At 59.7% G+C, this 20,729-nt stretch carries 23 protein-coding genes and 1 pseudogene; 3 read left to right on the top strand and 21 right to left on the bottom strand.

Annotated elements, in window-relative coordinates:
* Positions 1-7 precede the first annotated feature (7 nt).
* From AACI_RS02950 to AACI_RS02915, 8 genes are read right to left on the bottom strand one after another with little or no spacing between them, the layout of a single operon-like run.
* The gene (locus AACI_RS02950) at positions 8-883 is read right to left on the bottom strand and encodes a type II secretion system F family protein (protein WP_245530761.1); all 876 of its coding nucleotides are present in this window, start codon (positions 881-883) and stop codon (positions 8-10) included.
* A gap of 9 nt (positions 884-892) precedes the next feature.
* Positions 893-1,729, bottom strand: a complete 837-nt coding sequence (locus AACI_RS02945) for a type II secretion system F family protein (protein WP_012809991.1) — start codon at positions 1,727-1,729, stop codon at positions 893-895.
* Positions 1,729-3,222, bottom strand: coding sequence for an ATPase, T2SS/T4P/T4SS family (locus tag AACI_RS02940; protein ID WP_012809990.1), 1,494 nt, complete (start codon positions 3,220-3,222; stop codon positions 1,729-1,731). Before AACI_RS02940 ends, AACI_RS02945 begins: the two co-directional genes overlap by 1 nt.
* Positions 3,219-4,013, bottom strand: a complete 795-nt coding sequence (locus AACI_RS02935; protein WP_012809989.1) for an SAF domain-containing protein — start codon at positions 4,011-4,013, stop codon at positions 3,219-3,221. Before AACI_RS02935 ends, AACI_RS02940 begins: the two co-directional genes overlap by 4 nt.
* A complete protein-coding gene (locus AACI_RS02930; RefSeq protein ID WP_245530681.1) occupies positions 4,013-5,245 on the bottom strand; it encodes an AAA family ATPase in 1,233 nt (410 codons plus the stop codon). Before AACI_RS02930 ends, AACI_RS02935 begins: the two co-directional genes overlap by 1 nt.
* Positions 5,227-6,276 carry a hypothetical protein gene (locus tag AACI_RS02925; RefSeq protein WP_012809987.1) on the bottom strand — a complete coding sequence of 350 codons (1,050 nt, stop codon included), beginning with the start codon at positions 6,274-6,276 and terminating at the stop codon, positions 5,227-5,229. Before AACI_RS02925 ends, AACI_RS02930 begins: the two co-directional genes overlap by 19 nt.
* A gap of 45 nt (positions 6,277-6,321) precedes the next feature.
* Positions 6,322-9,345 carry a hypothetical protein gene (locus tag AACI_RS02920; protein WP_012809986.1) on the bottom strand — a complete coding sequence of 1,008 codons (3,024 nt, stop codon included), beginning with the start codon at positions 9,343-9,345 and terminating at the stop codon, positions 6,322-6,324.
* Between the two features lie 6 nt (positions 9,346-9,351).
* Positions 9,352-11,760: an ATP-binding protein gene (locus AACI_RS02915; RefSeq protein ID WP_012809985.1), complete on the bottom strand. Its 2,409-nt coding sequence runs from the start codon at positions 11,758-11,760 to the stop codon at positions 9,352-9,354.
* On the opposite strand from AACI_RS02915, the gene AACI_RS16745 reads away from it, so the two are divergent.
* From AACI_RS16745 to AACI_RS02910, 3 genes and pseudogenes are all read left to right on the top strand, one after another.
* Complete coding sequence (locus AACI_RS16745) at positions 11,753-11,917, top strand: hypothetical protein (protein ID WP_218917108.1); 165 nt, start codon at positions 11,753-11,755, stop codon at positions 11,915-11,917. The two genes, AACI_RS02915 and AACI_RS16745, sit on opposite strands and share 8 nt — an antisense overlap.
* Before the next feature lie 58 nt (positions 11,918-11,975).
* Positions 11,976-12,026 (top strand): annotated as a pseudogene (locus AACI_RS16845) (hypothetical protein); the annotation flags it as partial.
* 268 nt (positions 12,027-12,294) lie between these two features.
* Positions 12,295-13,098, top strand: coding sequence for an RNA-guided endonuclease InsQ/TnpB family protein (locus tag AACI_RS02910; RefSeq protein ID WP_049763292.1), 804 nt, complete (start codon positions 12,295-12,297; stop codon positions 13,096-13,098).
* Positions 13,099-13,173: 75 nt separating this feature from the next.
* On the opposite strand, the gene AACI_RS02905 is transcribed toward AACI_RS02910, so the two are convergent.
* The 13 genes from AACI_RS02905 to AACI_RS02860 form a co-directional block, all read right to left on the bottom strand.
* The gene (locus tag AACI_RS02905; RefSeq protein ID WP_012809984.1) at positions 13,174-13,743 is read right to left on the bottom strand and encodes a hypothetical protein; all 570 of its coding nucleotides are present in this window, start codon (positions 13,741-13,743) and stop codon (positions 13,174-13,176) included.
* Between the two features lie 3 nt (positions 13,744-13,746).
* Positions 13,747-14,061 carry a hypothetical protein gene (locus tag AACI_RS02900; RefSeq protein WP_012809983.1) on the bottom strand — a complete coding sequence of 105 codons (315 nt, stop codon included), beginning with the start codon at positions 14,059-14,061 and terminating at the stop codon, positions 13,747-13,749.
* 33 nt (positions 14,062-14,094) lie between these two features.
* Positions 14,095-14,631, bottom strand: a complete 537-nt coding sequence (locus AACI_RS02895) for a metal-dependent hydrolase (RefSeq protein ID WP_245530680.1) — start codon at positions 14,629-14,631, stop codon at positions 14,095-14,097.
* Positions 14,632-14,681: 50 nt separating this feature from the next.
* Positions 14,682-14,939: a hypothetical protein gene (locus tag AACI_RS02890; protein ID WP_012809981.1), complete on the bottom strand. Its 258-nt coding sequence runs from the start codon at positions 14,937-14,939 to the stop codon at positions 14,682-14,684.
* Complete coding sequence (locus AACI_RS16285) at positions 14,905-15,672, bottom strand: hypothetical protein (RefSeq protein ID WP_148213725.1); 768 nt, start codon at positions 15,670-15,672, stop codon at positions 14,905-14,907. The genes AACI_RS02890 and AACI_RS16285 overlap by 35 nt, the downstream gene beginning before the upstream one ends.
* A gap of 23 nt (positions 15,673-15,695) precedes the next feature.
* The gene (locus AACI_RS02885) at positions 15,696-16,124 is read right to left on the bottom strand and encodes a hypothetical protein (protein WP_245530679.1); all 429 of its coding nucleotides are present in this window, start codon (positions 16,122-16,124) and stop codon (positions 15,696-15,698) included.
* A gap of 33 nt (positions 16,125-16,157) precedes the next feature.
* Positions 16,158-16,619 carry a phage repressor protein gene (locus AACI_RS02880; RefSeq protein WP_012809979.1) on the bottom strand — a complete coding sequence of 154 codons (462 nt, stop codon included), beginning with the start codon at positions 16,617-16,619 and terminating at the stop codon, positions 16,158-16,160.
* Positions 16,620-16,691: 72 nt separating this feature from the next.
* On the bottom strand, positions 16,692-17,240 hold the full coding sequence (locus AACI_RS16280) for a hypothetical protein (RefSeq protein WP_148213724.1): 549 nt from the start codon (positions 17,238-17,240) through the stop codon (positions 16,692-16,694).
* Positions 17,167-17,673 (bottom strand): DNA cytosine methyltransferase, encoded by a 507-nt coding sequence (locus AACI_RS17210; RefSeq protein WP_394295649.1) that lies wholly within the window; start codon positions 17,671-17,673, stop codon positions 17,167-17,169. The genes AACI_RS16280 and AACI_RS17210 overlap by 74 nt, the downstream gene beginning before the upstream one ends.
* 250 nt (positions 17,674-17,923) lie before the next feature.
* Entirely contained in the window at positions 17,924-17,986 is a 63-nt protein-coding gene (locus AACI_RS17205) for a putative holin-like toxin (RefSeq protein WP_369699958.1), read from the bottom strand.
* 60 nt (positions 17,987-18,046) lie between these two features.
* Positions 18,047-18,547, bottom strand: coding sequence for a hypothetical protein (locus tag AACI_RS02870; protein ID WP_012809977.1), 501 nt, complete (start codon positions 18,545-18,547; stop codon positions 18,047-18,049).
* A 78-nt stretch (positions 18,548-18,625) separates the two neighbouring features.
* Entirely contained in the window at positions 18,626-19,075 is a 450-nt protein-coding gene (locus AACI_RS02865) for a hypothetical protein (protein ID WP_012809976.1), read from the bottom strand.
* 299 nt (positions 19,076-19,374) lie between these two features.
* The gene (locus AACI_RS02860; RefSeq protein WP_041707278.1) at positions 19,375-20,724 is read right to left on the bottom strand and encodes a ParB/RepB/Spo0J family partition protein; all 1,350 of its coding nucleotides are present in this window, start codon (positions 20,722-20,724) and stop codon (positions 19,375-19,377) included.
* Positions 20,725-20,729 lie beyond the last annotated feature (5 nt).

The following is a 20,729-nucleotide window of genomic DNA, read 5'->3' as shown; positions in this document are numbered from 1 at the left end:
CGCCCCCTCAGAACAACCCCAAGATCCCTTGTCCCGTCTGGATCTGGTGCCGAAACACCGCGAACGCGAAGTATCCGGCCCAGCCGAGAATGTAGACAAACATCACGACTGACATCATGCGGAGTTTGAGTTGCATCGCGTTCTTCTCAGCTTCGACAAGCTCATCGAGCTGCGCAGATTCATCACGGATTTGTGTCTCCAGAATATCCGCGAGCGACCCGAGACTATTGGCTTCTGCATGCCGAATCGCCTGCACGAAGCGCGTCAGCTCGGGGACGCGAAATTCCTCCGCCAAGTCGTGGAGCGCGTCCCCCAAGGCTCTCACGCGCGCTTCCTGCATACGGGCCACAAAGCGCCGACCAAAGTCTGTCCGCTGCGCCGCGGCGTCCTTCGCAATCTGCCACAGGGCCTCTTCGAGCGGGATTCGCCGTCGAAGCAGGCTCACGAATCGGCGCTTTAACTGACGCACTTGCCACGCCGCGTCCCGACGCCGGGCCTGGATGCGCCGATACCACCGCCGCCACGGGATGACCATGACCAAAAACCCATAGAGCAGGATGAACCACGTCGGCGTATGCTTTGCCCAGACGGCGAGGAAGATCACGATCGCCAGCATTCCCGCCTGGATGAGGAGCACATCGAGCGCTCGGCGTTTCCCCGCTTGCCCTGAGAGCACCAGAATACGGTCAAAGGGCGCGAGCCACGAAGCGGGGATCACCGCCTCCAGATAGCCGTAGACGAGGCGCTTGATCCGCTCCGTCGGGGATTTGCCCTCTGTTAAGCGGTACTGCCGACGGACACGGTACCAGGTGTCCCCCACCACGGGGTCCACGCGCTTCACGATTGGCCAACCGGCCCAGACAAAGAGCAGAGGCAACAGCACATAGAGCAATCAAATCATCTCCTTGGCTCTTGCCATGCGCCGCGCAAACCAGAACAGCACCACATACCCCACGAGCGCGACCGCAAAGAGCACCTGCGTGAACGGTTCGGCTTGCATCAGGTTGTCGAGGGTCCGTCGAAACATGAGATAGAGCGCCGCGGGCGAGACGAGCATCGCGAGGAGGAGCTGCGTCGCCTCTTTGCGCTGTTGTGCCATGACGCGACGGTACTTCTCTCGCACCTGAAGCTCACGAGCGACTTCAACGAAAAACCGTACCAAATCGCCGCCCGAATCCAGATGTGACAGCACGCCGTTACAGACATACGACCAGTAGTTACTCGGCGTGGTGTCTGCCGTGTATCGCAGCCAATCTGCCACCGACAACCGCTCGCGCACCTGTTGCGCGCCGCGAGCAAAGACCGCTTGAAGGGGGCCTTCGATCTCACGCTCGCCTTGCAAGATCCACTCCTCCACCGTCCCGCCCGCTTCGACGATGCCCGTGCCGAGCTCCACCGCCTGACGGACGCCGTCCTCGTACCGTACCATCCACCGCTCCTGATAGATCTCGATCGCGAACGCTGGCAACGCGCCGCCCGCCACAATGCCAAACGCGACAGGCATGTGCAGGACGTAAATGGCCGTGACCGCACCGAGTCCCGCCGCGAAGACCGTCCAGAAGATCGTCCCGCGTCGAACGAGTTTCCGCACCCACATCGGCGCGGGTTTCTTGGTCTGACGCCCAAACCGTTTTCGCATCCGGCGTTCAGCGCGTGTCTTCACGTCCCACCGCGCCAAATACGCGCCCACAAAGAGCGCCGGGAAGAGGAGATAGAGCAACGATCCCATCACCCAACAGCCTCCTCAACTCCGTCGGTATCGTCCGACACTTCGACACGCCACGACGCAGGGATCGGGATCCCTCGGCGCGCCATCTCGTCGAGGAAGTCTTGAGACGGGCCATAGAAGACCCAGTAGCCTACGGGACGCTTCCCCTCGACGCCGGTCTGGATGAAGCGTGAAACGGTTTGGAGCGTTCCATCGGGCCGAAGTTCGACCACTTCGTCGACAAAACGATATTGGTCCACTCGGCTGATATGCACGACGGTATGCACGCGGTCAAACAGGATCTTCCGTACCATCTCCCGGTCTGGATGGGACGGATGCGCCGCCGCGTAGTGAATCATCGTCTCAATCGCCGACGCGCAATCACTCGCGTGAATCGTCGTCGAAGACCCATCGTGCCCGGACTGAATCGCGCGCAAGAACACATACGCGAGATCATCGCGCACCTCGGCGATGAAGAGCCTGTCCGGGAACATCCGCAGCGCCGCCTTCATCGCGTCCACCAAGGTAAACACGCCCTCGCGCTGACAAATCCGAATCACATGGAGGTCGTTTTGCGGCTGAAGCTCGTAGGATTCCTCCATCACGAGAAGCACCGTGCCTTGCGGCAGCATGGCCGTGAGCGCGTTCGCCAGCGTCGACTTCCCCGCGCCCGTGCCCCCGGCGATCAGATGGTTCTTCCCCATCTGGACCATGATCCGGAGATAGTCCGCCGTTGCCTTATCCATCATCTTGCCGTGATACCGTGTTGCCGTCGGGACAACGCGCGCCACTACGCGCCTTTGCTGCGCCATCACAAGCTCCAACGCCATTTCCTCTGCGAGCGTGTCGATGTCTTCTTCCGTGAGCTCTGCGAGTGAGAACGCCTGAATGAACCGACGAACGGAGATGATCATGCACTCCGCCAGTTCGTACCGCCCATCTCGCCAACGGGAGTACGCGCTGACGCCCGAGATCACGTGCAACCGTTCACCGTTCGGAAAAGTGGCGTCAAGCGAGGGTGTGAGCCCTCGGTCGTACTTTTGGCCCAGAACCGCCAAGTGTCGATCCAGCCACGACCGCGCGTGGGCGTAGTTGCGAAAACCACGGCCTGTGTAGAGATGACGCCCCTTGCGGTCGGTGTACATGATGATTTGCTCTTGGTTCGAGTTGTACGGCACAAAAATCTGAATGTCCGACACGTCAGATCGCGCCCAAAGCGGCTGAAGCGGCCCCAACCGGAACATGTCGTCGAGGATGCTCTTCACAAGCTGTCGATGTGCCCGCGCCGGAATGTGCGGCTTCGAGCGCGCAATCTGCATGAGTTGCGCTTCGCGCGCGAGTTCCGACCGATCCGCGTCTTCCCCTTCGCGGTTCATGATGACCTGAAGCTCCTGGAGCAGTTCTTCCTCCCAGCGGAAGTATTGCTCGTCCTCGCCCTCCCAGGTCTCAAGCATTTTCCAGGCTTCCTGCTCCTTAGTCCAGTTGATCTCGTCCTTGGTCCATGGCTGATTCAAGGTCTCTTCACTCCTTTAGGCTTTGCCGCGGTCTTCGATGACCCAGACGACGCTACGCTTGTCGAGTTCGTCGTGCCTCCGGCTGAAGGGGGATTCACCGTACCATTGCCAGTGTTGTTCGTTGGTATCGTGGTCGAGGATTGCGTCGTGGTCGTCGCCGTCTCAGCAGGCACCCACGGGGTCTCGGGACTCAGCGCAACGTAGAGCTTGGTGGCATTCGCCATTTGGAGCGCTTCGCTGTCCGTCACCCCGACTAAGATCACATCTTGCGCCGTCGCCACCGCAATCACCGGCGCGTTCTGCGCCACGAGTTTTGTGACATTGCCCGCTCCGTTTGGCGACGGCATCTGCGCGATCACATCCACCGCCTGTCCCACGGAGATGTCCGTCATGGGCACCGACTGCGTGCTCAACGTCAACGGATAAGCGCGCGTCTGCATGCCGTAGAGGCGCATGACGCCGTTCACGCCCCCCATGTGTCCCAGATCACCGCCCACGAGCACTTGGCCTTGGTACACCGGCGCCGTGACCGTTTTGCCGATCGGCGACGCGGTGAGCGCGCCAGGCGGCAGCGTCGAGACCGGCACGACCGTGCGCGTCACATCCTTCGCCCCGATGGTCTCCCCGACCGTGAGATCATGCGAGGCGACATACGCCGTTGCCATCGGCACTTTGTGGGTTGCCACACGGTCCATGACAAACGCCGTCACAAGCCCCAGCGCCGCAAGCCCGGCGATCCACGCCGTGCCCGGCCGCACATTGACCCTTGCTGACTTGCCGGACTTGCGCATCAGCGCTTCCCTCCCTTCTTCTTCAGCTTTTTCGCCTTACCGCCGCCAAAGAGCGCCGCGAAGAAACCCGGTTTTTTCGCTGCCTTGGTGTCCGACTTGTTGGCCTTCACTTCCTCCACCTCGGATCGTTCCGCGCCTTTCGGCGCTTCCCAATCAAGCGCCCGAACGGCCATTTTGCGGAAAGCTGACGGATAGGGATCCTTGCCTTTGCTGCCCTCGATCGGGACAAACTCTGGATCGTCGTCGATCAAAAGCCCCTCTTGGAAAGGCAGCGTCAAGATCGGGGTCTTGTAATCTTCCAGTGCCGCGCGCACCCGGCGCACCTCGTCCTCGTCTTTCACACGGTTTACGATCACCCGCAGTTTCGCTGGCGTGTCGTATCGCTTCACCTCGTCCACGAACTGCACCGTGGATGGGATACGGCGTTCAGAAGCCGTCGTCATGATGAGTAGGTGAGTAGCAAAGTCTTTAGCCACAAGCAGTTGCGGCGTCAGCCCTTGGTGCATATCCACGATGACAACCGGATAGAACGCCTTCGCCGTGCGAATCGCCCGCGCCAACATGTCCGGTGTGACGACGCGCGCATGAGGCAAGACCTTGACGCCGTTTCGCGCGACCAAAAGCCCCTCGAACGCCGCCCGATCAAACGGCGTGTCCCGTTCAAACGCCGCAATGGACTGTGCGGGATTTGGCACATTCAACCACTCGTGTGTGTTCCCGGCGTAGTCCGCATCAATCACGACCACCGGCACCTTCTGCTTCGCGAGCCATAGCGCGAGTTGCATCGCCACCGTGGTCTTCCCGTCTCCACCTTTCGCCGACGTCACCAGCACCACCCGGTCCTTGCCCATTGGCTTTTCGGTCTCTTCCCGTCCGACGGTTCTCGCCGCCTGCATGGGCGTCCACACCGGGTCTTCCTCGGGGCGATACCCGACCGGGAAAGGGAATCGCACCACGTCATCCGCTTGGATGTCGCGCAATTGCTCGGGCGTCAGGCTCCCCGCCACGATGATCTTGGCGTTCGGAAACCGCCTGCGCATGGCTGCGACGTTCGGCACGAGATTTGGCATGGTTGCCCCGATCACGAGCATGCGCGGCTCGCCCTTCTCCTCCGTGATGCTCGTCAATTCGCTTGGGTTGTGCGCGACCTCCACAGGTGCGATGCGCCACGCCTCGACGGCCTGCGCCAAGACCGGGCTATGCCCCGCCGGAATCACCAGGATATAGTCCACTCCGATTCCTCCTCCTTCGAGACAACGGCTGCCGTGGACGAAGATGTCAATGTGCCAAGGAACGCGCTCCACGCATCCAGCACGCTTGGCGACTGATGCAGGATCCACGGCTGCCCTTGATACAACGCCCGAAGCACGCTCCGGGAACGCTCAGGGATCACAAGGCTCACCTTGCGCCCAATCGCGACCTCGGGTTCCACCGGAAAGCCATCCGGCACACGATTCACCACTAGATGCGTCGTGTCCGTCGGGATCCTCACCACATGCGCCGGGTCAAGCGTCGTCACCCAAATGCGAACGCGGGCTTGTTGCCAGACGGTGTTAGGCCTGCGACCGGTGTAGACGACGCCCGGCTCTCCCTGCCACTTCGCATGCGGCGCGTACCACTCCGCAAAGTCCTCGGTCTCGACAGCGGCGTAAAGTGGACGTTCCATGAACGCCGCCAACTGCCACGCAAACCACGCTGCTGTCACACCACCGACTGCGATCTCCGCCCGCTCCGCCCGTTTCACCCTCGCTTCGTCGTCGCGAGGCTCATCCTCCCGCGCCTCCCCATGCGTGCGACGAAGCCTGGCCCGAGACGCCCCTGTCCGCGGTGACGCCTCCTCTTCCGAAACGCGGTCCTCGGTCACCTCATGGTCTTCGGATGCTTCCGCCTCGTCATTTGCTGGCTCCGGCGGACGTCTCAGCGATGGACGACGAAGCGACGGTCGCTTCGGTTTGTCCGCTTCGAGCCGCTCGTGATAGGTCTGCGCCTGATCGAGCATGTCGTCCAAGGTGCCTTCACTCAGTTCCGGATCGTGATACACGAGGTTCAACGGTGTCTCCGGCAACCCCCCGAACCACAAGACCGGCTTACCGTCTGGAATCCTTGCAGCGGCCCACGCCGCTTCCTCTTCATCCCCAGCCAATACCACACAGGCATCCGCTGTCGACGGTTCTTGCACGACTTCATACGGAAACGCTGCGGACTCCGCCTCAAGCCACGTCACAATCTCCTCTCGTGGACAGAGAAATGCGATCTTTGCCACACAAAAACCCCCTCTCTACAAGAAAGGGGGTTGCAGGACACGATTTTAGGATTTGGGCGGCGTTCGCTTCGTGGTAAGTGTGCGCTTGACAATCGGTTGCGCGGTGGAAGGAGGCGTGGTCGCTGGCGTCTCGTTTGTAGATTCTTGAGATCGTATGCGCGGACGCTCGCGGCGAACCGACGGACGTTGCACCGCACCGGAGGGCGCTGAACGCTTCGTTATCTTGATCCCAGAAGACACGGTTGTCTGTGATTTCGACGGATCTTGTGTCGTCACCTTCTCTTGACTACTGGCGGACGGCTGAGGCTCGTTTGTCGCTCGCTTGTCTCCCACTGCCTTGAATGTCGCCGACTCGCTCTTCACCGTTGGTTTCACCGTGGGCCGTGAGATCGCAGTCGCAACTGACGGCGTGGAGCGGTTCGTGGGTTGCGGCGCTGTGACGGAGAGCGTCGTGTTAGACTTGCCCTGAGATTCCCTACGCAACTCGTCTGCATGTACGGGCTGCACCTTGGTGTTGCTCGAAGACTTCGGCATACGCTCGGCGCCCGGTTGCGCAGATTGCTTGGTTGGAGCGCTCGTTTTGTCCATTTCGCTTCGAACCCGCTTCGTCGACGCCTGCAACGCCCGCGCCGTCTTGGACACCGCGCTTCGAATCGTCTGTTCGGCCTTCTCCGACATGCCCGCGCCCATCGCGAAGGTTTGGAGCGCCGTCTGGCCCGCGACGCCGAGTGCCCGCCGCACCCGCTGCGTGCCCACAGACGGTGTTGGTTTCGGTCGTGTGGAAACCTGCGCCTGTTTCCCCGCCTCCATTGCGTTCGCCGAAGCGTTCGCCCGAGCGTTTGCACGAGGCTGCTCACGGTGTGCCGGTCCCTCGACGCTGGGTGACGCCTCTGCATTCGCGGGATCCGTCAGACGTGAAAGCCCCCGAGACCTCGCCTGCTCTCTCAATACCCGGAGTTGTTCAGGCAACGGCACGCGCCGGCGCGAAAGCGTGCCAATGACACCCATTGCCGGGACACGGCGTGCGTTGATCGGCACACTTGCGGCGCTTTCCGCGAGTTTGGCTTTGACGTTCTCCGCTTTGACTCGTAGTTTGTCCGGAACTGGGACACGGCGGGCATCTTCGTGCCATGTGACGCCCGTGCCTCGCCGGATGCGAAGTGACGCCTGACCTCGACGTTCGGCCCACCGCCGTCGAAGATCGGCAGTGCGTTCCAGCACGGGCGTGCGCAGCGACTCGGGAACTGGTACGCGTCTCATGTTCTTCCGTAAGACGGCACCTGTCGCCTTTCGAACCTTGGGAAGGACCTTGGCCGCGCCCTTGGCCAGCGCGGCTGTCCCCAGAACCGCCGCGGCTTCCGCCGCTTTGGCCTTGAGGCTTTGTGGGAGCGGCACGCGCCGTGTTTGATCCGTCATGAGCGCGCGCTTCGGCAAACGGCCTTTCCGGGAATCGAATGGATCACTCTTCGGCGGGTTGGGATCCTTCCCGTGGTTTCCACCTTCCGCAGAGGGTCCAACCGCTGGCACCTTGCGCGTCCGTCGGTTCGTGTCTAGGTCGGATAGGCGAATCAGACTAGCCGCAGCGGCGGGATCCGAAGAGTCTCGTCCAGACGCATCCGAAGCTCCAAAGTTGCCACTGGGCGGTCCGTTGTAGGAGGAAGCGGCTCCACCCGAAGCCGTTCCACTCGATGGTCCGCTTCCCGGCGGGCCGAAGTTGCCAGAGGCACCGCCGCCTTGACCGCCGTCTCCTCCACGCGGATCCGAACTGCTTACCGACCGCATGCGTTGGGCTGCGGAAGTCCTTGACCTTCGCAGCGCCTTCGTCATAGCGGGCTTGGTGATTTGAATCGACTCGCCCAAACCTACGGGTACGCGATCCGGCAAACGTTGTTCTACTTTTTTCACAGTCTCCCGGATCCGCTTGCGAAGATTTGCCCGCCGCAACAGCCAGAAGAAGACGAAGATCGCCGCGAAGTAGAGCACGTTTAGCCACAACATCGAGAGAAAGAGCGGCGCACCCTGAATGGCGTTTTGGAACACATCGCCCACGACGATGACCACGGCGACGTAGAGATCGATGACAGCCGTCCCGACGAGTCCCGCAAGCGCCGTCAGCGCCCAGCGTAACGTGCGCCCATAGGTACGGGTCACTGGGAACAGTTCCACAGGCAGCACAAACACGCCGAGCATCAAAGTAATCAAGAATCCAGCTCGCGCGATCATCGCAAGAAGTCCGAACACCAAGAGGAAGAGCACCGGGCCGAGCAGGTTGAACCCCACCGCCAGGGTCACACTCAGACGATTGCCCGAGGAGAACGCCTGCTGCGCCGTCGGGTACTTCGACGAATTGAGAATCCCCGCCATGCAGTTACGCGCTTGGTTCCCCACTGGGAGTTGTAAGAGGGCGTCTGCCCACTTATCAGTGGTCTGTACCTTGTTCCAGTCCACGCCCGACGTCGCGCATGCCTCCACACTTGACAGATCGTCGGAGCGAATGGACAGGTCACCGCCCATCTCTCCTTGTTCCCAGGGCACTTGGACGAGGGATGACCAGATCTGTTGTTCCAACGTGGTGCTTGCGGACGAAACTGTCTCCCCCTGGTGCGTGAGGCTCAGGACAACATTCCCTAACGACGCGGCGGTTTCATCAGTCGCGTTGTTCAGGGTGTTGACGAAGGTCGCGTTCACGTGGCCGTAAATCCAGATTGCAAAGAGCGTCGCGCACATCTTCACGAACCGCGCCCACATCACCGTGGGCCGCTTGCGCAAAAGGTCCCACACCCACATGCCCGCAAGCACAAAGAGCGCAAGGACAAACGCAATGGGCTCGAGCGTGTTCACCCCGAGATGGATGACCGAAAGCACCGCGTCCAACAGTCCGCTGAGCGCCGTGCCTTGGATGCCCCATTGGAAAAAGGCGAGGCTTACCTGCACGAGAAACGTACAGAAGGTCCAAAGCAGATTTGCGAAGATGTAGATCGGGTCGAAGCGCCCCAGGGTCCCGTTCGCGTCAAAGGCGTAGTTCGCCGGTGGATACGGCGCGATGCTCGAGATATCCGGCAAGAGCAACGCAGCTCACCCCCTTCCGGCTCCGGGTGTCGTGGACAAAAGTTCCTTCAGCCAGGACGGACGCAAGATCACCTGAATCCTTGCGACACGCCCTTCAGCGTCCATGGCCATTGCCTCGCCTGACGCAAGACCTCCGAACGTCTTCTCCCACTCTGCCGCCTCGTCGTCCGGCAGGTTCAAGATGCGAAGGGATGCCGCCACCTCGGGGCGCGAAAGCTGGCGCATGCAAAACCGCCAGGAGAAAAGGCCCGTGATCGACTCGCCGAACTGCTCAAAGTCCGTCGCGTTCTGCATGAGCATCAAGGGGATAATGTTCAGGCTTCGAGACACGCGAAGCAATCGGTCGACGAGATCGCGCCCAGCCGGGAAGCGCCGCAACTGCCACGCCTCATCGAGCACGAGCACTTTTACGACGTCTTTCGGGAGCCCCGAGAAATACCCAAGCCCCATCGTGGCTGCCGCGTAGAAGAGCGCAACGCTCACGCGTTCCTGCTCGTTCCACACCGTACTGTTCGCGCCGGGAAGCGAGAGGCCGTTCGTCGCAACCACGGTGAGGTCGTAATCTCTCGGCGTCATCCCATCGTCTTCGGCGAAGAGAAGCCGCCCGAGCGCGTCTTTCGAGAGCGCGTCAAGACGTTCAAGCAAGAGTTCTCCCTGCTCGCGATACACCGGTCGCTTTTCCCGGCGCACCATGTCCTCGATCGCCTCCGCGATGGCCCAGAAATCTTGCTTCCCACCGGCCTTGTGCATCGCGGAGACCGCCCGGCCAATGAGGATCGACCGCAGGTCGCGCACATTCGGGTCCGTGGTGTCGTTGAGCAGAATGTCGAGCACCCCGCGCTCCGCCCCAGGGACGCCGAGACGACAAGGATTGATCGGCGTCCCCTCGTCCGGCGTCATGCGAAGGAATCGCGAGCGTATGTTGGGGAGTTGCGCCAAACCGTCATAGTCATGCCCCTTCGGGTCCTGGACAAAGACCCGCGCGCCTTGGGCCAACAGCATAGCCGTGATGAAAGCCGTGGTGACGGTTTTGCCCGAACCGAGCGTCCCGCAGATGAGCACACTGGGCGGACGGTCGAGTTCTTGAGCGGGGCGCCGAGGATCGAAGAAGACCGGCCTTCCCAGATTGGTTTCCCCCAGAAGCATCCCGCGCGGATCGCCGAATCCTTGCGTCGCAAACGGCAACGCCGCGGCAAAGAGCCCCGCGTCCATTGGGATCTCATACGCCGTCTGCACACCCCGTCCCCACGGGTAGAACGCCTGCCAGAACCGTTGTTGATCCCCCGGCGCCTGAACAAGCTGGATGTCGCCCAGGTCCGTCGGAAGGCGCTTGGCGCGCTGCCGAAGCGTGTCCTCATCCGGCGCGCCAAGGCCGACGATCATCTTCACGTGAACAAGCGAACCCGCAAACCGCAAATTCCGCTCGAGTTCCGCCGTCGTATCGAGCTCTTCCAGAAGCTCTAGCGGCGCCTCTTCCCCGGCGCTTTCGTACTCCTCCAGTTGCGCCTCCGCAATGCCCTTCTTTCGGCTCAGATGCCGAAGCGCCGAACGCGAGTCCTCCACTCGTATGTGAAGCGCGATGTCCACGGGGTAATCGAGGAGTTCCGCTGCGTAGATCCACTCGTGTCCAACCGGGTTGTCTGCCGGGATCTCGCGCGGCGCGCGCAGCATGGCGAAAAAGGTCTGATACGTCTTGCGGCCATCCGGCAATTCGCCTTCCAGGTGAAAGGCCCGCTCTCGAAACGCCGCCTCCTGAAGCAGCGTCTGAAGCGGGTACGCCACGTGCACGACACCGGAGGCCGAGACGACTTTCGGCAACCCTTGAGGCAACCGACTGTCTGGCTCAATCAGCCCCCGGTGCGCTCCGTGCCGCCACCACGCCTCGATCTCCCGAAGTGTGGCAGGGCGAATAGGCAGGAACGACGAAAACGCCTGGGCTTTGCGCTTTCGTTCCCGCTCCCACCGCGCCAGTTGGTCCAGTGTGACTTCGGATGTGGGCCAAACGACCGCAAGCGCGTCCCGGACACCGCGCCATACGTCCTGGGTGACGGTCTTCCCAAACTGGCGGATGGTCGAGAGGCCCAGTTCGAGAATGCGCAGGCTATCAAGTGGCACGACCAAGTAGACCTTGCGCTCAAACGGGAGCTCGTTTTGCAGAGCCGCTTCCGCCTCTTTGCGATGCGCTTGCCACAAAGGATGGGCACCACGAGGAAGGCGCGCATCCCACGCAGAGGGCGAAAGCCCGAGCGCGAGTGAAAACACCCACCATTCGCCGACGACCTCGCGCAAGCCACGCTCCAGGGCCGAAATCTGCGCGCGCTCCATCGACTCGGAGACGCCCGCCTGCTGTGAGACGATGAAGACCCCGTAGGCGCGGCCTTGATCGTCGACGACAAGCCCGTTCTCGATGAACATGCTGCACCTCCTCTCCCTCGTAAGGGTGATGACCGACAAAAAAAAAACCGCCAATGCGGGGTTCAAAACCTCACCAAGTTTAAGCGGCGCGGAAGCCCCTGCCTTTAGGCATGGGGAGGAGCGCCGCTCCCTCCTTTCTTGTTGGCTCTCCGGTTGATCGGAGGGCCTTCGTTTTGTCTGCCATTCCCCCTTCCTAGCGGAAGGAGGTGAATGGCATGGAACTCACTCGCACCATCCGTGTCCGACTCGAACCGACGCCTGAGCAGGCGTCTGCGTTGGCTCGAACGATTGAAGCCAACCGTCAAGCGCTGGAGTACGTGAGCCGCATTGCCCACGAGCGTCGGATCCGCAACGCGATTGCCCTGCAACGCGTTGTGTACCGAACCATCCGAAGCCGATTCGGTCTGCGTGCGCAGATGGCCTGCACCGTGTGTCGCACCGTCGCCGCGGTGTACAAGAGCATGAAATCGAACGGCAACGCGAACGCGCTGGCAAAGTTCAAGCATGCCAAACCCGTGTTCCAGTGGAACAAGGATGGTGTATGTGCTGCGAAGCGGCTTGGCGCACATCACGACGTTCGACGGTCGGCTACGGATCCCTTACCATGTCGAGCCTCCTTACCTGCGGTACTTGCAGGACGGTTGGACGTTCGGCGCAGCCGAACTGGTGCAGAAACGGCACCGATGGTACTTGCACGTGTCCGTGTCGAAGACAGCGCCGGATCCCGTCGGCGATTTTGACGCCGTGATCGGCATCGACCAGGGCATGCGGTTTCTCATCACGGCTTCCTGCGGCAATCAGGTGATGTTCATTCGCGGCGGCAAGGTCAAACAGACCCGTCTCCGCTACGTCCGCCTGCGCGCGTCCTTGCAGCGCAAAGGCACTCGCTCGGCCAAACGACGTCTGAAAGCGATTGGTCGAAGAGAATCCCGTTTCATGGCGGACGTCAATCACCAAATTGCCAAGGCCGTGATCCGATTCGCGCAAACCCAAGGCCAGCGCCCGCTGATTGTGCTGGAAGACCTCACGGGCAGCAACTTGTCTGTCCGGTTCCGGCTCAAAGACCAATACTGGCGCATGAGCTGGTCGTTCCGACAATTGGCGGACTTCATCCGCTACAAGGCGGAGGAAGCCGGGATCGCCGTCATGCTTGTTGATCCTGCGGGCACAAGCGAGACCTGCCCGAAGTGCGGGCACTGCGAGCCTGCCAACCGGAGCCGCAAGCGGCACGAATTCCGCTGCAAGAGGTGCGGCTACCGTTGCAACGACGACCTGGCCGCAAGCCGCGTGATCGCCCAAAAGGGCTTGGAATGCTTGCGGCAGAGCCAGAGCGCATGACGCTTGACTCGGGGGCGCGGTCAACCGTCCCGGATGCTCTCCCGGCGATGGTCGGGATCGAGCGAGCCCCTGGCTTTAGCTATGGGGTAGTTGACGAGTGACACGGCCATCGCGAATCCGGTATGTCCCTGGCGCAAGCCCGTGTGGCGCGCGCCGTGCGGTCCACACTCCGCGCTTCACCGTCACCTGCGCCTGGCGATGGAGACGAAGCACACTTCCTGTGCCTGTGGCTGGCGTCGAGTAAGCCGTACCCTGATCAACGCCATATACATGCGCTTGCCAAGTGGGCGCGGACGTCCAGTCCAGCCCGCGCCAGCCATCGTGCCAGCGCGGGCGAAGAAGATACGACAAGGCGTCAAGCATCCAACGCCACGACGCCTTGCCCTGAAGGTCCAAACGCCCAAGGAGTACGCCAAGTCCGAACGCCACGCCGCCTGCCCAGACGAAAGGCGGGATGCGCGGAACCCAGTGATAGAGGAGCCATCCGATCGGAAAGCCCGGAAAGACCCACGAGATGGTCATAATCACAAAGCTGTCAGTAGTGAGTTGGAACCACTTTCCGAGCACGATCTTCCCGGGGCCGCTCCCCAGGGTGCGAATCTCCGTCTTTCGCCGGTACAGTTCGCGATACGAACGGTAGTACACCCCTCAACCCCCACTCGACGGCGAAATGGCACCGAAGATCCCGATGAGCATGTTGATGAATTGTCCGAGATCCAAGACGATGAACATCAGGACCAGCGTGACCCCAAATTCGATCGCGGCCTCCTTGTGCTGCTTCTTGCGAAGCGCACGGCCGATCAAGAAAATCGCCACACCCAGAATGACGAAGAAGGCCACCGCCTGAATCGGCCCCAAAACAGGCTGAATGGCCTGCATGATGCCCGAGACATCGCTTTGCACTTGGCCCGTAGTGTCCGGGACCTGCACCGTGATGCTGCTCGAAAGCCGGACGAAGTTCATCGTAAATCGCCTCCTTCTTGTATGCGGGCTTCGTCAGACACGCCGCGCGTTCTTCACCGCATCCACCACGCGGTGAAGAAGTTCGAGCATGTGCTGCATGGCAGGCACCGTTTCGGATGCCCACATCACTACGACGATGAGCGTGCCGAGAAGGAACAGGGTGTGAAAGATGTGATCAAAGATCCCGTCCGCTTCGAACCACGCAATGCGAAACGGATACCGGCGGCCAAGCGGCCAGAAGATCGGCACACCCGCACGCGTCAGCATGTCGACCAGCGGGTGCGTCGCCACCCCGATCCAGGCCGCCATAATGACAGGCCCCAGATCCGCATGCCCAAGATGCGCGTGTCGAAACGACCACGCGAGCAGGAATAAGGCCCCTATCGCCCACACCGTGTGGGTCAAAGTGCGATGGGGGATGCGCAAGAGTTCGCACGCCCAAGCCAGGGGCGGCAACATACGCGCAGGCGTGCTGTTGGGGCTGTCCACGTCCGGGAGCGGCGCGGCAAAGTACCCTGCCGCCATGCCCAAAACGCCGGGGATGGAGATGAAGGGCACGTGGCTTGCCATGAGAAACCCCGCCGCTGCAAGGACACCTGCCGCCTGATGGGTGCGGTGCATCATTGGAGGACACCCCGCTGGCGGATGGCCAAAAGCGCACCCATGAGCGCACCGGACATCGTGGGCGCTTCACACTCCGCGAACACGCCGTCGCCCTCCAGACTGGCAAGACACGTGTCCCCCTTGCTGCGCCCTAACTGCACCCGCAGCCCGAGCCTCTGACACAAGTCAAGAGCCGTTTCGACTTTTTCCTTCTCGTCTTCGAGCCGGGCATAGAGTTCGTCAAAGTACTCGTGGATGGTGTCGACCGTGGACATACGAATCCCCCTCTCCGGGAGAAGAGGGGGATGAAGGACGATCAGCTATAGGTGATTTGTACAGGGTGCCACACGGTAGTCGTGACCCAACCATAACAGGCGTCGTGACGATCGAGAACGGAACAATAGAGACCAAGGGGATACCATTGCCTTCGGAGAGTTGCAACAGAAAGCTATCGTTTGGATATTCAGATGCTTCTTGGTTTGGGTATTCGAGTGTCGTAGATTCCCAAGGCGATCCATTGTAGGTCAGTTCACTCTCCACGTAATCTCCAGACGGGCAGTTGGTGTCATAAAGAGGAGAACAAGTGCCCAAGTAGATATCCCCCCAATACACCAGGCCCGAACTGGTTTCCGCTGTGACAACCGGGTTATTCCCGTCGTTGGACAGGTAAAAGTACACTGAACTCGGAATCTGATTGTTCTTACTGCTGCTACATGAATATGGTCCACACACCGTGCAGACGATCTCCGTCGAATTGACTTCCAAACAAACGTTGGCTTTGAGTTGTACAAGGCCTTCAAACGCGAACTGTGTTTGGGTAATTTGGTTTCCAGTTTGTTCGTACACCTGTGTCGTCGTGTTGTATCCTCCGGTAATTGAAACGACTTGCGATTGAGCCAGGGTCACCGTCGAACTCGCTGCTTCCACAACTGGAACATTCCCAAAACCAACGCATGCCGTCGTTGCGCCTAGCGTTGTACCAAGCGCAACCGCGAGCACCTTACTCATCGTGCATCACCCCAGGATTTTGATTACTCCTGCATCGCCTCCGGCACCGTACGCGTCGCGCTCACCGTAACCTTGTCGTCGAAGACTTGAGCGACGCCGAACCACTGCAAAAACGCGTTGGAAAACGACCAGGGGTTGTCATAGGTCACCGAGACCGTCACCGTGTCATCGTAACCTTGGGGCGCATTGGGACTCGCAGAAAATGAGTAAGTCACATCTTGATCCCACGGACCCCAGGCCATCTGGGATTGCTCCAGTTGCCACATCGCGTTCCCAGCCGCTTCTGCTTGAGGTATGTTAATGGCGCCTTCGTCTTCTCCATCTTGGAACAGCAGTTGTTGGGCCGCCGTATCCGCCACAGACAATAGCGCGTGATGGAGCACCGTATTGTCGTACAGGGTGGTTCCGACGTCCAGGCCCAACACCGTAAAGAGCATGAACAGGATCCACATGAGCAGGTTGCCGGGGATGAAGCCCACTCTTCTTCACCCCCGTAGAACATCAGCCATCGCGTTCGCCAAGTTCTGGACAGTCTCGTCGAAAAGTCGATCTCGGAACATCGCCAACGTATTGAACAAGAGCGTCGCCTTTTGCAGTTGCAGTTGCTCTTGTTCGATGTCGGGTTCGCCGTACCGTCCAGTGCGGATCACGCTCGGCAGGACCTCGCGCGTCGCCCAGCGTTGAAGAGCCCGCGCGTGTTCATCCTTGCCGACGAGTGACAGGCGCAGCATACCCGACTCGCGTACCACATGGATCTCCTCACGTCCGTCTAGGCCTTCGAGAATCACACTGCCCTGCTCATCGTCATCCAACCGTCGAAGCGCCTTCTCGACGTTGCGAAGACCCACCGCCTCACACACGCCCATAGCGTCAAACAGCGGTTCGCCGTCGACCCAGAAGACACGCACTTGGGTACCGTTTGCGAAGACTGCCCAAGTCTGTTGCATAGGAGATCGCCTCCTCCCGATGGAGTGTGTGGTGCAGGACAAAAAGAAAGGCCCGCCGAAGCGGGCGAGATTTCAATTTTGCTGCCGCTCGTTCTCCAAACGAACCAGTTCTGCAAATACCGGCGCAATCTGCGCAGGCACCACTGCGTTTCCAAGAGCTTTTAAGCGCTTGACCCGATGGCGTCGCGTCGTCGTCGTTCGCGGCGGCTCCCACTCGTACTGTTCTTCTCCATAACCCGCAGGCCACGGAACTACGCGCAATTCCTCGTTCTCTTTGTCAATGTCCGTCCAGCCGACAGGAAGACCCATCAAGCACTCTACCCAGTCAGGATTCAGTTGGCCAAGAGCATCGGGGTTCATAACCTGTGCTTTTAGATTGTAACGCCTCAGATCTCGACACCACGATGGACTTCCGTATGGGCTGCTCCCTTTATGTTCGCTGGACTTGGGCGTTCCCCAAAGAATCACGTCGTTCAAATTCGGAGACCATTCCTTATCACGTTTGCGTTTTGCTCGTACTGACTCAAAAGTATCGCCTTTTCGATAATCACGCGCCTGTGGCGTGGGCCAGTAAGAACACTCGGTCTCGTCGATGTGGCGCACCCACGTCACATGCTCCATGCACGCCCCATCGTACATCAAACCCCATTTCGGCCAAGTTCTGCAGTACGGTTCCAAAGAACCGTCCAGCATCAGTTGACAGGATCCCCGGAACATTTTCGCCCACGAACCATCTGGGCTTAAGATCGCGAAGCACTCGCCGGAACTCGAGCCAAAGATCCCGTTCGTCCTGAGCGCCCAATCGTTTTCCAGCCACACTGTGCGGCTGGCATGGCCACCCTCCACAAACAATATCGATTTGCTCAAGCCCGGTCGCCTCCCAAACGCTGTCGGCTGTGACGTCGCGGATGTCCGAGATAATTGGAACTCCAGGGAATCGTTTCGCGAGCACTCGCTGGCAATACGGATCGATCTCGCAGAACAGCACTGTCCGGATCCCATACCACGAGGCCGCCAAGTCGATGCAACCGACACCAGCGCAGAGACTCACCATGTTCACCACGCATCATCCTCCTGATCATGCGTGGCTCGCAGGGCAAAATCGCCAAAATTTTCGACGTGGACAGCTTTCCCAGGTATAATGAAAACAGGAGCCGGTGCTGCAACACCGACTCCCGGGCACCAACGCCTCGGGCGTTGCCCCTGCCCGTATTCGTGTTGCGGGCAAGTAGCCGTCCCAAGGGCGCTAACCGTTGGGGGCGGCTACTTGCGTTTCAGCAAGGTGACCAGTGCCACGACGAGCGTCAACAGGTAACGACAAATGACCCAAACTGGATCATCAGCGACAGCGCTTCGGCTACGTTCATGGCCCCACCCGCTCCCTCTCGGGCAGGGGGGTGCCCCCAAAGGTTGGTGCCAACTTCGGTTTACCATTTTAAGGTGTTCCTTCTACGGTGTCTCCTCATGCCTTTTCGGATCACAAAATCGAAACCGTTGGCGTCAAACAATTGCGCGCACAATGTCTCGATATGTTTGTGCATGATCCGCTTCTTGTTCTCCTCTACATTCTCAATGTGCTGCTCGATCCGCTCCAACGTCTCTTCCAACTGGGCGATGGTCAGCTTCTGCTCGTCAGCACGTTGGATTGCATCTTCATACAACGGCTGAATATCGCTGGGAATTCGGTCACGATGCTCAAAGTACCAAAGCACATATTCGGTTTCTGAGCGTAGATATTCGAGCGCTCCCTGCAGGTACTCCCATTGTGTAAACTGCATGAGTTCGTCAGCGTCGAGCATCTTGCGGACGTACGCCTCGGCAAGCGGTTCTCCAAGTTTACCAATCTCATCGTCGGTTTTATCGATGTGTTCTAAGATCAAATCGCGGAACTTCGAATGGAACTCTTGGATGATCGTCTCTTTGTCCATATCCTTCTTCCTCCTGTGCTACAATCGAAGTCGAAGGACGCCTGTGCATCACTGCCATCGACACACAGGCGTAACGTGTCAAACCTCAACCTCGTCAGTCTTCCTAATGACCTTTCCATCTTCAACCTTCGCGATGGGTTCACCGTATTCCAGGAAGTACCGATAGTAGTCCTGAAGCTCGGGAATCGCCTTTTCGATGTCTTCCGACTGCACTCGCCGAAAGACAATCGAACTCAGGATAGGATCCTCGCGATCCACCAGGGGAACTGCCACGTGGATCCACTCGCCGCCCGGCAGCCGAACCGGATAGATGATTCGTTTTCTCGAACCCGAATCGAAACTCACTCGACGCAGAAAGCTATGCCAATACACATCTTCCGCCGCTTTCAATCCCCGCTCCGGTGTGTACCACTGCTGGAAATGGGCCTGAAGAAACGTCGGCCACACCTCTCTCCGCCGAAACACCGGTCTATCGACGAGAAACGACTTGAAATTTTGGATCTGTTCTTTCGGATGCCGAATATCCATTTGAAGTCCCCCTTTCTGCTTAAAGGGGGATTGGAAGACAAAAAAAGGCGGCAGAGATAAACCATAACGGCTCACCCCTGCCGCGCCACACGTCCAACGTCACGAATGTTGGCTCTTTGTCCCTCGAAACCATTCGACAAACCAAGGCGCCTCGAGCCCGCGCACATCCTCACGTGTGCATTCTGGATGCTCAACGAGAAATGCCTTAAACGCCTTTAACTGCTCCTCACGAAAACGCATATTGCATCATCCTCCCCATTCGACAGGGGGAATGACGGACAAAAGTCGACGCTCCCATGTCACCCCTTGATCAATTGCGGCTTGTGCAGCCGTTCAGATAACCGCTTGTGCATGTACTCCGCAAACGCCGCAACGCGCTCCAGCATTTGCAGATCCAGCAGCAAGATCTCAGTGTTCCGCTTCTGCAACAAATGCTCCACAAGCGCATCCATGCGCTCGGTGTTCGCTTTTAACAGGAACGACGTGTCACCCATGAATCGGAAATACTGCTTGGCCCATTCTGAGACGTTGAACTCCTCGTCCCGTCTCTTGGGCATCTCTACAACCGCGCCGCCACTTTTGAGTCTCACAACCTCGTCGAACAGCTTCGCGACACGTTCCGCATGCTGATTGGCGAGTTCTTCCGTGGACTTTAGCTTGCTTTCGAGCTCGGCCGCACGACGTTTCCACGCCTCAATCTCTTGCTTCACTGCATCGGGCACCACCTCGACGCGCTCTACGGGCCGATTCTTCAGCTGTTCAATTTCCTGCTCCAACTCGGCAATGCGCTCGCGGTCCTCTTTCCGCCCGCGTTCCCGCAACGCGGATAACTCCTGCTCCAGCGTGACCACGCGCCAACTCTGAGCCTGGAGATCCCGAATTCGACGTTCCAACTGCTCAATCTTCTGGCGATCTTCTTCGCGCCCTTGCTCACGTAACTCCGCGAGTTCCGCCTGCAAACGCGCCGTTTCCTGGTCGCGACGCTCGGCCTCTTCGAGCCGCCGACGCAACTCCTTGGTCTCCGCGAACGTGCGGTTCGCGATCTCCTCTCCCAGCGCCTCGTACAAGCTACGCTGGATCTCTGGGCTTAGGTACGCCAACTGTTCAGCGGCGCTGGTGCCGAGTTTGCCAGACGAAACCAAAGATTGGAGTTCAGGAATCAAGTCGTTCAGCTTCATGAGCCGCTTGGTCGTGTATCGATCCTCACCAATGGCCGCCCCGACGTCATCGAGAGTTTTCAAAGGAGCAATTTGCTCCTTTGCTCCTTCGCTTCCCGAAACACTCTTTCTCACCCCACCTCGGCGAATCCCCCAGTACTCCGCCAAAAACTTCGCCCTTCTAGCCTTCCTCATCGGATCATTGTCCTCGCCCCGCCGTTCCTCGTTGTCAGCAATCAACAAGTATTCCGCCTCTTCCGGCGACACATCGTAAATCGCCACCGGCACCTGCTCGATCCCGAGCTCCTTCGCGATCCGATACCGTTGGTGTCCCGCCAAGATCGTGCCGTCCGGAAGAATCTTCAACGGATCCCGGATGCCGTGGACTTCGATGCTGCGCTTCAGCTCCTCGTACTTCTCCCCATCCAGATCCGCGTAGTATTCGACGTTTTTCGGATGCGGCTTGAGACGATGGATACTCATTTCGCTCATATCTC

This window comes from Alicyclobacillus acidocaldarius subsp. acidocaldarius DSM 446, assembly GCF_000024285.1.
In the GTDB taxonomy this organism is placed as follows: domain Bacteria; phylum Bacillota; class Bacilli; order Alicyclobacillales; family Alicyclobacillaceae; genus Alicyclobacillus; species Alicyclobacillus acidocaldarius.
Note: the sequence above shows the minus strand (reverse complement) of the source record. Positions and strands in the feature narration are given on the sequence as shown.

Bases quoted from the DNA above. Each gene is read 5' to 3' on its own strand.
- AACI_RS02945 (WP_012809991.1), bottom strand. From the start codon at position 1,729: ATGGGATCGTTGCTCTATCTCCTCTTCCCGGCGCTCTTTGTGGGCGCG.
- AACI_RS02935 (WP_012809989.1), bottom strand. From the start codon at position 4,013: ATGCGCAAGTCCGGCAAGTCAGCAAGGGTCAATGTGCGGCCGGGCACG.
- AACI_RS16745 (WP_218917108.1), top strand. From the start codon at position 11,753: ATGAACATGCTGCACCTCCTCTCCCTCGTAAGGGTGATGACCGACAAA.
- AACI_RS02915 (WP_012809985.1), bottom strand. From the start codon at position 11,760: ATGTTCATCGAGAACGGGCTTGTCGTCGACGATCAAGGCCGCGCCTAC.
- AACI_RS02910 (WP_049763292.1), top strand. From the start codon at position 12,295: ATGGTGTATGTGCTGCGAAGCGGCTTGGCGCACATCACGACGTTCGAC.
- AACI_RS02900 (WP_012809983.1), bottom strand. From the start codon at position 14,061: ATGAACTTCGTCCGGCTTTCGAGCAGCATCACGGTGCAGGTCCCGGAC.
- AACI_RS02895 (WP_245530680.1), bottom strand. From the start codon at position 14,631: ATGGCAAGCCACGTGCCCTTCATCTCCATCCCCGGCGTTTTGGGCATG.
- AACI_RS02890 (WP_012809981.1), bottom strand. From the start codon at position 14,939: ATGTCCACGGTCGACACCATCCACGAGTACTTTGACGAACTCTATGCC.
- AACI_RS16285 (WP_148213725.1), bottom strand. From the start codon at position 15,672: ATGAGTAAGGTGCTCGCGGTTGCGCTTGGTACAACGCTAGGCGCAACG.
- AACI_RS02885 (WP_245530679.1), bottom strand. From the start codon at position 16,124: ATGTGGATCCTGTTCATGCTCTTTACGGTGTTGGGCCTGGACGTCGGA.
- AACI_RS02880 (WP_012809979.1), bottom strand. From the start codon at position 16,619: ATGCAACAGACTTGGGCAGTCTTCGCAAACGGTACCCAAGTGCGTGTC.
- AACI_RS16280 (WP_148213724.1), bottom strand. From the start codon at position 17,240: ATGGAGCATGTGACGTGGGTGCGCCACATCGACGAGACCGAGTGTTCT.
- AACI_RS17210 (WP_394295649.1), bottom strand. From the start codon at position 17,673: ATGGTGAGTCTCTGCGCTGGTGTCGGTTGCATCGACTTGGCGGCCTCG.
- AACI_RS02870 (WP_012809977.1), bottom strand. From the start codon at position 18,547: ATGGACAAAGAGACGATCATCCAAGAGTTCCATTCGAAGTTCCGCGAT.
- AACI_RS02865 (WP_012809976.1), bottom strand. From the start codon at position 19,075: ATGGATATTCGGCATCCGAAAGAACAGATCCAAAATTTCAAGTCGTTT.
- AACI_RS02860 (WP_041707278.1), bottom strand. From the start codon at position 20,724: ATGAGCGAAATGAGTATCCATCGTCTCAAGCCGCATCCGAAAAACGTC.